The following is an 11,718-nucleotide window of genomic DNA, read 5'->3' on the forward strand; positions in this document are numbered from 1 at the left end:
GCGGGGTGGGCCGGGGGAAATCCATGCTGATGGATCTCTTCGTATCCACGTTGGACGATATCCCCGCCCGGAGGGTGCATTTTCATGCCTTCATGCAGGAAATTCACACGGCACTACATGCGGCGCGTCAAACGGGTGTAGACGATGCCATTGCGCCGGTTGCCCGCGATGTGGCGGAAAGTGTGCGGCTGCTGGCCTTCGACGAAATGCAGATCACCGATATCACCGACGCGATGATCGTGGGCCGCCTGTTCGAGGCGCTCTTCAGTGCGGGCGTCGTGGTCATCACGACGTCGAACCGCGTCCCGCAGGACCTTTACAAGAACGGGTTGAACCGGCAACTCTTTCTGCCGTTCATCGAGTTGATCGAAGAGCATATGGTTGTCCATGAACTGGCCAGCCCGACCGACTACCGGCAGGACCGGCTTTCGGGAATGCAGGTCTATTTCACCCCCGTGAACGACGAAAGCCGCGCCGCCATGAATGCCGTCTGGGACGATCTGGCCGGGGGGCCGGGCACACCGCTGACCCTGCATGTCAAGGGACGCGACATCATGCTGCCCGCCTTTCGCAACGGGATCGCGCGGGCGGAATTCCACGAGCTTTGCGGCAGGCCCCTCGGCCCCGCCGATTACCTCGCGGTGGCGGAATCCGTGCGTGTGCTGCTGCTGGACGACGTGCCCCGGCTGGGGCGGTCGAATTTCAACGAGGCCAAGCGCTTCGTCACCCTGATCGATGCGCTCTACGAAGCGCGGGTGCGGCTCATCTGTTCTGCGGCAGCCGAGCCGGAGATGCTCTACCTCGAAGGTGAGGGCAGTTTCGAATTCGAGCGCACCGCCTCCCGCCTGCGGGAGATGCAGTCAGAAGACTGGGGCGATCAGAAGGCGGGGATGGAAACGACCTGACCGACCTCGGCGTCCGCAAGGCTCGCCCGGTCCTCGTTCGCGCCGGCGATAAGATCATGTGCCAGCGGATGCCCGTAGTAATGCAGCGAAAGCCCCGCGAAACTGTCCGTAGGGCGCAACTCATGGGGGCGGGCACTGGCGAATGCACGATGCGCCGCCGTCTCAAAGCTATCGGTCGCAAGCACTAGGGTTTCGAGCAGGGTATCGGTATCCAGCCGCCCGGCGACAGTCGTCAGCGCGAGGGGCGGTTCGATGTCGCCACGGGTGATTGCGGCATTCAGAAACGTATCGATATAGGCATCCGAACGTCCCTGTTCCAAGGTCACGCTCAGCCTGTCTCGCAGCGGTTGGGAAGCGGCCTTTGGCTGGCCGAGCCGGTCCAGCATGGCGGTCAGTAGCGCGTCCATGTCGATGGCCCGGTCCTGCGCGGTGGCCATGACCCTGACGGAGGTAGGTTCATGCGCGGCCTGCTCCTCGCCTTCGGAAAGTGCTTCGGCGGGGGGGTGGACCGGCGGCAGGGCGGCGGGCGACAACGCCGCCCCCTCCCCCGTTTCGTCGGAATAATCGAGCATCGGGCCCGACATTTCAAAATGATCGCCCGTCATCTGCGCACGCAGTACGAAAAGGCCAACAACGATGATTGCCACCCCGAAAAAGGCATAGATGGCCAGCGCCAGCGGAGAACCCTCGCGCGGGGCATTATTCTTTGCGGAAGCGGAATTTTCCTGCATGGCAAGCTCGTATATCTGGTAGGCGGCGGGTGCTTCGACGGCAATTTTCGATGCACCCCAAGCATACACCAGATTCTGCGGCTCGCCCGGGGGAGCGCGTGAAATCGGCTGCTAGACGTTTTCGCGCAACACGTTCCCGGCTAGGTAGAGAGAGCCGCAAATCAACACGCGGGCCTGCGGTTCGCGCTCCACGATCCGCGCCAGAGCATCCGACACGCCTGCCGCTTCGCTTGCGTCCAGCCCCACTGAAATGGCAGCGCCAGCGGTCTCCGCGGCGGGCAATGTATTCGCCTCCCCCGGGATCGAGACCGCCCAGAGGTGATCGGCCCGCGCGGCCAGTGGCCTGAGGTAGCCCTTCACATCCTTGGTGTTGAGCATCCCGCAAATCAGGTGCGTGGGCCTTTCCGGCATCGCCGCAAGGGCGGAGGCGATGGCAATTCCCGCGGCAGGGTTGTGCCCGCCGTCCAGCCAGAGCTCCACCTCCGGCGCTTGTGTGGCCAAGGGACCGGAGGTCAGCCGCTGCATGCGCGCAGGCCATTCGGCCTGCGATACCGCCGACTCGAAAGCGGCCTCCGAGGCGCCGAGGTACCGCAGCGCCGCCAGCGCCGACCCCGCGTTTGCGATCTGATGGTCGCCGAGCAGGTTGGGGCGCGGAAGGTCCAGCAGACCTCTCTCATCCTGAAAGACCATACGGTCGCCTTCGGGATGGGCGTGCCAATGCTGGCCATAGGCGAGCAACGGGGCTGCGCACGCATTGGCCCGGGCCTCTATCACCTCCAGCGCCACCACTTCCTGCGGACCGACGACGCAAGGCACGCGCCGTTTGATGATGCCCGCCTTTTCCCCCGCGATCTGGGCAAGCGTGTCGCCAAGAAACTGCTGATGATCCACCGAGACCGGCGTGATCACTGTCAACTCAGGCGATTCAACGACATTCGTGGCGTCCAGCCGCCCCCCGAGCCCCACTTCGAGCAGAGTGTAGTCCGCGGGCGTCCGGGCGAAACTCAGCAGGGCAGCGGCGGTCGTGATCTCGAAATAGGTGATGTTTTCGCCGCCATTCGCAGCATAGCATTCATCGAGTACCGCGCTGAGCGCAGCCTCATCGATCAGCGTTCCGGCAAGGCGGATACGTTCGTGAAAGCGCGCCAGATGGGGCGAGGTATAGGCATGCACCCTATGGCCGTCCGCTTCCAGCCCGGCACGGATCATCGCCAGCGTGGACCCCTTGCCGTTGGTGCCCGCGATATGGATCACCGGCGGCAGGTCATTCTGCGGGTTGCCCAGCGCATCCAGCAGCCGCCACATGCGATCCAGCGTAAGATCGATGACCTTGGGGTGCAGCGACATCATCCGTTGCAGGATGACGTCCGACGATACTTCCGTCATTTCGCGGGTTTGTCCGCCTCGGGGCTGAGCGCATGCGGAAGCTCGCCCCCTTCGCTGGGGGCGGGCAGGTCGCCGCGCACGGCGGGGGGCTTTCCGGTCAGCATCCGCAGGATGGTCGTCAGTTCCTCACGCAATTCGGTACGGGGGGTGACCCGGTCCAGCATACCGTGGTCGAGCAGGTATTCGGCCCGCTGGAAGCCTTCGGGCAGTTTTTCCCCGATGGTCTGCTGGATCACACGCGGACCGGCGAAACAGATCAGCGCATTGGGTTCTGCAATCTGCACATCGCCGAGCATCGCGTAGGAAGCGGTGACCCCGCCTGTCGTCGGATGGGTGAGCACCACGATATAGGGCAGGCCAGCTTCCTTCAGCATCTGCACCGCGACCGTCGTGCGCGGCATCTGCATCAGGCTGAGGATACCCTCCTGCATCCGCGCGCCGCCCGCGGCAGAGAAAAGCACCAGCGGGCGTCTCAGCTTCACCGCCTCCTTGGCGGCGGCGATTATGGCATTGCCCACATACATCCCCATGGAGCCTGCCATGAAGGAAAAGTCCTGCGCGGCGGCGACGATGGGGGTGCGGCCAATTTCACCGCGGGCCACGAGCATGGCCTCGGTTTCACCGGTTTCCTTCTGCGCCGCTTTCAGACGATCGGGATATTTCTTCTGATCCCGGAAATGCAGCGGGTCTGCGGTGGGCTGGGGCACCTTCACTTCGGTAAAAATACCGCCATCGAACAGCGCCTTGAAACGGTCGCGGGGCGAAATCGGCATATGGTGGCCGCAGTTCGTGCAGACGTTCAGGTTTTCCGAGATCTCACGGTGGAACAGCATGGTTCCGCATTCGTCACATTTCGTCCATAGGTTGTCGGGCGTCTCGCGACGCGAAAAGATCGAATTGATCCGCGGACGGACGTAGTTCGTGATCCAGTTCATTGAGAGCCCCTGCTGACGCTTGTTCGCCCGAAATAAGCCCCGCCGCGCGAAATTGCAATCAACGCCGAAGCGCCAGCCGCGCCGCCAGCCAAGACACGAACATCAGCGCGAAATCCACCGGCAGCCAGCCGCGCATGGCTTCGACATCGGCCATGGAGAAGGGCGTGAGGTAGAGCGACAGCCCCGAAAGGTCGTCGGGCAGTGACACCACGAGGATGGCGGTGATGTTGTTGACGAAATGCGCCGCGATGGCGGGGCCCAATGACCCTGCCCGCGCAGTCAGATCGGCCATCAGCATGCCGAAGACACCGGCCCAGAGCGCGACCATCAGGGCGTTCGGCCCTGCCGCCTCCGGCAGATAGTGACCCATCGCGAAGACCACCGAGGGCACCGCCATCCAGATCACGGGTGAGTCGAAACGCGCAGCCAGTTGCTGTTGCAGATAGCCCCTGAAGACGATCTCCTCTGCCGATACCTGGACCAGAACCGCAAGCAACGAAAGGGGCAGCAACAAGAACCAGCGACCGAACGGCAGGTTGGGAATTAGCTCTCCCCCCATGCCCCATGGCGGGAGCAGCAGAATCACGACGCCGAGAAGCAAAAGCGCCACGGTCACCACGCCGAACTGCCTGACGAAGAGCGCGCGCGGTCCAAGCAAGCCGGCCAGCGACCGGCGGTGCACCACGCGCAACGCCATGGCCACACCGACGATCATGAGACCGAAAGAGAAAAGCAGCAGGTACATGGCGGCAGGGCTCTGCCCGCTCATCATCCGCTCAAAAAACGCGAGCCCGCCCCCGCCTGCGAGCGAATATGCCGTCTGGAAAAAGACCTGCGCCAGAGCGAGATAGGCGGCGCCTGCCAGCAGAAAGCCAAGCACCAGTCGCCAAAGCGCGCGGCTGGGGCGCGCGGGGGCGACCAAGATTTCATGCGGCTGGTAAGAGGCGGGCGGCATCATTCTGAGGGTTCCTCCCCGGGCGATTTCGGCGCCCCTTCGCGGCCACCCCCCGGCGGGTCATCGCGAAGCGGCTCGGTATAGGAGGATCTTATGCGGTCCGCCGCACCGGACAGGTTGCCTGCAACTGTCTGAAGCAAGGTCAGCAAGATCTTGCGGTCGTTTTCGACGACTGCCAGAAACTCCTTCGCCCCAAGCCGCAGGAAAAGCGTCGGCTCCACAGCCGTCAGGTCAAGCTGCCGGGGTTCGTTCAGGATGATCGCCAGATCCCCGATAAGGCGGCCAGGCCCCACTTCCGAAACCGGGGCAACATCGCGCGCGGTCCCCGGCCATGAGAGCTCCGCCTTGCCGGAAAGGCAAAGGTAGGCCGCATCCGGCGGCTCACCGGTGGTAAAGATACGCTGCCCGGCTTCGGCCTCGTACCAGCGGGCGGCGAAGGCCAGCAGCCGCTGGCTGCGCGCGTCCAGACTGCCGAAAAGCGCGTTGCGGGAAATGACGCGCAACTTGCGCCGCAGATCGTCCGACGCGTCCTCCCCCGCGCGGGCGGGCTCCACCGGCTCATCACCATCGATCCGGCCATTGCGAATTTGCACGTGGATGTCGAAGGTTTCGGGGTTGGCGAACGTGTCATCCACGTAAATCTGGGTCGTCTGCGGCAGATACTCCCCCAGCTTGGTGCGGATCGTCGCTCGGGTTTCGGTGCTGTGCACGGCCAGCGATTGATTGAATACCATGATGTCCGGTCGTTTGATCGCGGCCCGGTTGAACGCGACCCTTTGCTGGAAGCCCGCGGGCAGGTTGCTGCCACCGATCGTGGTGGGCGTGTCGAAAAGATTGACTGCCAGCATCTGCCATAGCCCCTGTTCGCGCAGCACCTCGGCCACGACGTCCTCGATCAGATCCCGTTGCAGACCCGCCATTGCCGATATGCGACCGTAGATAAGGTTTTCCAACACCGTGAGCTGCGGCAGATAGGCATCCGGTGCGATAGGGACAAACAAATCGCGCATCCTGTCGCGCAGGGCGGCCCCCCCGGTGCGTCGCAGATGCAGGATCTCCTGCTTGAAGCTCTCGGGAAAGGCGGGCCCGATCTGTTCTGCCGTCAAGGCGAAGGGAACGGTCAGCAGCAGCGCGAATTCGTCGTCGCTCAGCGCCGCATCACCGGAGGCCCGCCGCCTTTCGGCAATATCGACCAACTGCTCATAGAGAGGTTCCTCAATGCCCAGCATGTTGAAAAGCGGATGGTCCGTACCGTCGTTGCCAAAGGCCTGATGCAGCGTTTCCACCACGGTCTGGGAGATGGCGATGCCCTGTTCCGCCAGCCCGTGTTCGGCGACGAGCGATAGAAACTGCCGTTGCTCCACCAGGTTTTCCTGCGAAATCGGGCGCCGGGGGCTGGCGAAGATCAGGTTGCCGCCCAGCGGCATCGCCGGATTGAACTTCTCCGGGTCGAACCGATGAACCGGCTTGCTCAGCCCCGCTGCATCGAGCCGCCGCGCGACGAGAGGGCGCAGATCCAGCACATGCCGAACGAGGTCGGGGTGCTTGTCCGGATCCATGGGCGCGTTCAGCATGTTGCGCACGATGGCTTCGGTGATGCCCAGGGCCTGGGTCAGGCCGAACCACCAGTCGTGGATGTCCTGCTGCGTGGCCAGATCGGCGAGGCCCGGATCGAGCCAATTTGCCTTCAGGCTATCGGGGCTGTTCCCGGCCCGTGCCGCTTCGATGGCGGCCCTGTCTTGCCCCTCCGGGTCCCACAGGACGGTCTTCGGGCCGGTCATCAGCGGCATGAGCAGGTTGTCCCGCACCGTCCCCTGAAAAATGTAAGGGGTGCTGTGCGCATAGCCGATGCGCGCCGCGATGACCGCCTGATGAAGCTGCGACAGATCATGCCCGGCGATCTCGATACGGCCTCTGGAGGGCAATACCTCCCGCGTGAGCACGTCGCAGAATGCCACTCGTTCCGAGGGGTTCGCGATCTGCACGGCGACGTGGGATCCGGGCGGAATGGTAAGCGTCAGGTCCTCCAGCAGCAGGTTGCCATCGCCGTTGCGCACAGAAACGTTCTGCAGCTTGATGTCGCCCCGTAAATGCGGAATCTCCTCCGGCACCCCTTCGAACAGGGCGGGATCGATCGCGTTGCGCGGAGCGAAGCGTTCGGTGACGACATCCCACCGCAGTGCCATATCCTGGGTCTGGTTGTAATAGGCCAGCAGTTCCTTCCACGGGCTGCTGAGATCCTTGTAGGCGGCAAGCGCGGCCACCAGTGCCCCGACGGTGATCTGGCCCTTGATTGCCAGATAGCCGCCGATGGCGTAGAAGAAGAAGGGCGTCAGTTGCGTGATGAAGTTGTTGAGAAACTTCATGAAAAACTTTTTCTGATAGATGCGAAAGCGGATCGTGAACAACCGGCCCAACTGCTCGGTGAAATCCGCAAGGCGCAGGCGCCAGCCCCCGTTGGTGCGCAGGTCGGTGACCCCTGCCGCCGTCTCTCCGATGCGGGCCGACAGGTGCCGGACTTCGGCGATCCGTTCCTTGTTCAGTTGATTGATCTGGCGCTGCAGGCGCGGGATCAACCATGCCTGCAGCGGGATCAGCGCCACCCCGGCCAATCCGAACCAGGGCGATTGAATGAACAGGAAGGCCACGATGATCAGCATCTGTCCGGCCTGAAAGACCGGCTGCGCCAGTGCATCGCCCATCAGACCGCCCATCGGCTCGGCCTCGGACGTGATCATGGAAACCAGCTCCCCCTGGGAGGTGGTCTGGAAATAGCTCCGGGGGAAGCGCATCATCCGGGAGATAAGCTGATAGCGGAACCTCCTCAGCGACCGCTCGGCCACCACGCCCTTCATGGTGTTGAGCCGCATTTTCAGCAAACCATGGATCAGCACCGCGGCGAGATAGGCAAAGCAGAGAAGCAGTAGGAACTGCACCTGTGTTATCTCGAACTGCCACAGCCGCGCCGTCTCGCTCGCGGCGCCGATGGCATCGTTTATGATGCGCTTGGGCAATTCCAGCGTGGCATAGAGAAACGGAAAGGTCACCAGTGTGAGGCCGAGCAGATGAAGCTGCTCGCGGCGCGAATGCTTCCAGATAAAGGAAAATATGCTGGACTCCATGCGCCGTGACTTTCGCTGGGGCCTGCGGCCGTTTCGGGGTTGGGGCAATCTACGCGTCGCACCGGGAGTGCACAACAAGACGCATGACGCTTGCAGCCAAAAGGCTCGGGCTTTATTCCCGTGGCAACCTTGAACCGGGAGCCAATCTTCATGTCCACCACCCAGCGTTTCGACAAGTCCAAACTGCCAAGCCGCCATGTGACCGAAGGCCCCGCGCGTGCGCCGCACCGGTCCTATTATTACGCCATGGGCATGACGGAGGAGGAAATCCACCAGCCGCTGGTCGGCGTTGCGACCTGCTGGAACGAAGCGGCCCCCTGCAACATCGCGCTGAACCGTCAGGCGCAAGCTGTAAAGATCGGCGTGCGCAACGAACAGGGCACACCGCGGGAGTTCACCACGATCACTGTCACCGACGGCATCGCCATGGGCCACGAGGGCATGCGCTCATCACTGGCGTCGCGGGAAGCCATCGCCGATACCGTTGAACTGACCATGCGCGGCCATTGCTACGATGCCATCGTCGGGCTTGCGGGCTGCGACAAATCCCTGCCGGGCATGATGATGGCGATGATCCGGCTGAACGTGCCGTCAGTCTTCCTGTATGGGGGGTCGATCCTGCCGGGCAAGGCGCCGGCGGGTGCCGATGTGCCGGAAGATTTCGCCAGTCGCGACCTCACGGTTCAGGACATGTTCGAAGCGGTGGGCCGGTTCCAGAACGGCACCATGTCGCAGGCCGCGCTCGAAGTGCTGGAGCGCGTCGCCTGCCCATCGGCCGGTGCCTGCGGCGGGCAGTTCACCGCCAACACCATGGCCTGCGTGTCCGAGGCCATCGGCCTCGCGCTGCCCAACTCTTCGGGGGCGCCCGCCCCCTATGAATCGCGTGACGCCTATGCCGAAGCCTCCGGCGCGGCGGTCATGAACCTGATCGAGAAAAACATCCGCGCGCGCGACATCTGCACCCGGCAGGCGTTCGAGAACGCGGCGCGGATCGTGGCCTGCACGGGCGGATCGACCAACGCGGGCCTGCACCTTCCGGCCATGGCGCATGAGGCGGGGATCGATTTCTTCCTTGATGACGTCTGCGAAATCTTCCGCGACACACCCTACTTCGTTGATATGAAGCCCGGCGGCCAATATGTCGCCAAAGACCTTTACGAAGCGGGCGGCGTGCCGGTGGTGATGAAGGAACTGCGTAAGGCGGGCCTGTTGCATGAGGACTGCCTGACCGCGACCGGCTATTCCATCGGCGAGGAACTGGACAAGATCGACCGGGAAGCCGACGGCAAGGTCATCCACAGCGTTCAGAACCCGATCAGCAAGACCGGCGGTGTCGTTGGTCTGAAGGGCAACCTTGCCCCCGAAGGGGCTATCGTGAAGATCGCGGGCATGAGCGAGGACGACATCGTTTTCACAGGACCCGCGCTTGTATTCGAATGTGAGCAGGATGCCTTCGAGGCGGTGCAGAACCGCAATTACGCTGAAGGCGATGTCTTCGTCATTCGCAACGAAGGCCCCGCAGGCGGCCCGGGCATGCGCGAGATGTTGGCAACCACGGCAGCGCTGTCCGGTCAGGGCATGGGCAAGAAGGTCGCCCTCATCACCGACGGGCGGTTCTCGGGCGCGACGCGGGGGTTCTGCGTCGGCCACGTTGGCCCAGAGGCTGCGCATGGCGGGCCAATCGCCCTGCTGAAGAACGGCGACATGATTACGCTGAACGCGATCGAAGGCAGCATCACCGTCGATCTCGACGACGCGGAACTGGAGCGCCGCCGCGCTGAATGGAAAGGTGCCCGCCCGACGAATTATGCCAGCGGAGCCCTGTGGAAATACGCACAGCTCGTCGGGCCGACCTATCTGGGTGCGGTCACTCATCCCGGCGCCAAGGCCGAGACGCATGACTACATGGACCTGTAAGGGTCCTCTCACAGCGCTTGCGCTGCTTGCCCTGTCCGGCTGCGAGGCCGGTCAGGGCTTCGGCACCCTGTCCCTGCGCAGCCCCGAGGGCGCGGAAGATACGCTTCCGCTGGCGCGGGCGCGCATGTCGGGCGGGGCGATCATGCTGGTGCCGCCTTCGGGGTTCTGCATCGACCGGGCGAGTATCGACAAGGACTTTGCCTTGCTGGCCCATTGCGAGGCACTGGGCGGGCCGGTCACGGACCTGAATGCCCCGCTCGGTGTCATCAGCGTCAGCATGCTTCCGGTCGCGCCCGACGGCCCACTGCCCACCATCACCGAAATCGCGCGGGCAGCCGCGCTGAACGAAATTTCCGACGCAAGCGAGGGGCCGGCCCAGCTCGTCTTTCATGCCCGCGGCCCAGCCCCGCAGGAGGGGCTTTCGGAGCGGCATTGGCGCGGTGCGATGCTGCTGAATGACCGAATGGTGGGGGTCGCCTTCTATGAACCGGCGGGTGCCCGGGCCGCCGGTCGTGCGGGGCGTGCGGTGGTGACATCCCTGCTGGAAAGGACTCGGGCCGCCAGCAAGTGAGGCTAGTTTCCGCAGGCGAAACAGTGACAGACCGCGCATTGCACTGTCGCCAAAGCGATTGAACGATAGCGGGACCGGCGATAGAGTGCCGAAAAGGCAGAAGGCCAGGCAGGTTATGGGCAAACTAGGCGAGACATTCCTCGACACTACCCTGTTTTCAAGCATGGTCCGCCAATGGGCGAAGATCGCGCGGCGGTCCGACAGGACCGACCTGCCCACGCTGGAACGCCAGAGCCTCAGGGCGCGCCAGTTGAAGGTCCATCTCGACAGCCTCATCCACAACGCGGATGAACGGCTTTCCCTGCCGCTGGTCGGCTCAACCGGGTTCCCCAAGCCACATAATGCGGACTGGGCATGGCGGCCCGACCTGTGGCGTGGGGCGCTGCCGGTGCCCGGCATCTCTTCGGTCGCGACGAAATCGACCCTCGGAGACGAGATTACCCTGTTCCACGACTGCGACTTTTCCGAGCTCACCCTGCGGCAGGTGCGCAACCTGCGGGAAGAGGACCTTGCCCCCTACGGGCTGCGCATGGATGTCTTCCGGTTCGACGGCTCGTTCCTGTCCCTCGTGCTCGACCTGCCGGAAGCGGGGGTAAAGGGGTTGAAGCGCAACCACCTTTTGCGCATGGACCTGATCGTGGAAACCGAGAAGCCGCTCGAAATTTTCGCGCGGCTCAACATCCGGCACGGTCCCAACAGCGAACAGATCGTCCGCGAACTGCCGCTGGACCAAAAGGAAATCCGCGTCGAATTCGACCTCGCCTATTCCAACCTCAATGAAAAACGCGTGGAGAAGGCGTGGATCGACCTCATCTTCGAAGGGGCGGAGATGAACGAGATCATCATTCGCGATCTAACGTTCTCCCGCCGTCCGCGCGCACAGATCTAGGAGCCCTGATATGGCCACAACGACCGTGACCAAAACCGGAATCCGTCAGGGCACATGGCGGGGGATCGTCAGCCATACCGGGGGCGACAGCCCCGCCATCTCGGTGTCCCACTTGGGAAAAACGGTGGAGGGCGTGGCCCTTGAGCCTGCGGATGCGAAAGGGCAGTGGCTGCTTTCCTTCCCCATCCCGTCGGATGCGATCTCCGACGGGGTGCAGACCCTGCTGATCCTCGACGACGCAAGCGGGGATACGCTGGCCCATGTGACGTTGATCATGGGCGAAGTGCTGGGGGATGACATCCGCGCC

The 11,718-nt window shown here is 63.5% G+C and carries 10 protein-coding genes; 5 read left to right on the plus strand and 5 right to left on the minus strand.

The window, feature by feature from the left end:
* Positions 1–905: cell division protein ZapE (gene zapE / locus A3764_RS00865; protein ID WP_067951041.1), on the plus strand; the 905-nt coding region annotated here is incomplete at its 5' end.
* Here zapE and A3764_RS00870 read toward each other — a convergent pair.
* From A3764_RS00870 to A3764_RS00890, 5 genes are read right to left on the minus strand one after another with little or no spacing between them, the layout of a single operon-like run.
* Positions 878–1,705, minus strand: a complete 828-nt coding sequence (locus tag A3764_RS00870; RefSeq protein ID WP_067926652.1) for a hypothetical protein — start codon at positions 1,703–1,705, stop codon at positions 878–880. The genes zapE and A3764_RS00870 overlap by 28 nt on opposite strands.
* A 42-nt stretch (positions 1,706–1,747) precedes the next feature.
* The gene (locus A3764_RS00875; protein ID WP_067926649.1) at positions 1,748–3,022 is read right to left on the minus strand and encodes a bifunctional folylpolyglutamate synthase/dihydrofolate synthase; all 1,275 of its coding nucleotides are present in this window, start codon (positions 3,020–3,022) and stop codon (positions 1,748–1,750) included.
* On the minus strand, positions 3,019–3,957 hold the full coding sequence (gene accD / locus A3764_RS00880) for an acetyl-CoA carboxylase, carboxyltransferase subunit beta (protein WP_067926646.1): 939 nt from the start codon (positions 3,955–3,957) through the stop codon (positions 3,019–3,021). Before accD ends, A3764_RS00875 begins: the two co-directional genes overlap by 4 nt.
* 58 nt (positions 3,958–4,015) lie before the next feature.
* Entirely contained in the window at positions 4,016–4,915 is a 900-nt protein-coding gene (locus A3764_RS00885) for a CPBP family intramembrane glutamic endopeptidase (RefSeq protein ID WP_067926643.1), read from the minus strand.
* Positions 4,912–8,034, minus strand: coding sequence for an ABC transporter transmembrane domain-containing protein (locus tag A3764_RS00890; RefSeq protein WP_067926640.1), 3,123 nt, complete (start codon positions 8,032–8,034; stop codon positions 4,912–4,914). The genes A3764_RS00885 and A3764_RS00890 overlap by 4 nt, the downstream gene beginning before the upstream one ends.
* Before the next feature lie 150 nt (positions 8,035–8,184).
* Between A3764_RS00890 and ilvD the strand changes: the two genes are divergently transcribed.
* From ilvD to A3764_RS00910, 4 genes are all read left to right on the plus strand, one after another.
* Entirely contained in the window at positions 8,185–9,951 is a 1,767-nt protein-coding gene (gene ilvD, locus A3764_RS00895) for a dihydroxy-acid dehydratase (RefSeq protein ID WP_067926637.1), read from the plus strand.
* Positions 9,932–10,522 carry a hypothetical protein gene (locus A3764_RS00900; protein ID WP_067926634.1) on the plus strand — a complete coding sequence of 197 codons (591 nt, stop codon included), beginning with the start codon at positions 9,932–9,934 and terminating at the stop codon, positions 10,520–10,522. The genes ilvD and A3764_RS00900 overlap by 20 nt, the downstream gene beginning before the upstream one ends.
* Positions 10,523–10,637: 115 nt before the next feature.
* A complete protein-coding gene (locus A3764_RS00905; protein ID WP_067926631.1) occupies positions 10,638–11,411 on the plus strand; it encodes a DUF6478 family protein in 774 nt (257 codons plus the stop codon).
* Positions 11,412–11,421: 10 nt separating this feature from the next.
* On the plus strand, positions 11,422–11,718 hold a 297-nt coding region (locus tag A3764_RS00910), incomplete at its 3' end, for a hypothetical protein (protein WP_067951043.1).

It is taken from the genome of Sulfitobacter sp. HI0129, assembly GCF_001635395.1.
Lineage (GTDB): Bacteria > Pseudomonadota > Alphaproteobacteria > Rhodobacterales > Rhodobacteraceae > Sulfitobacter.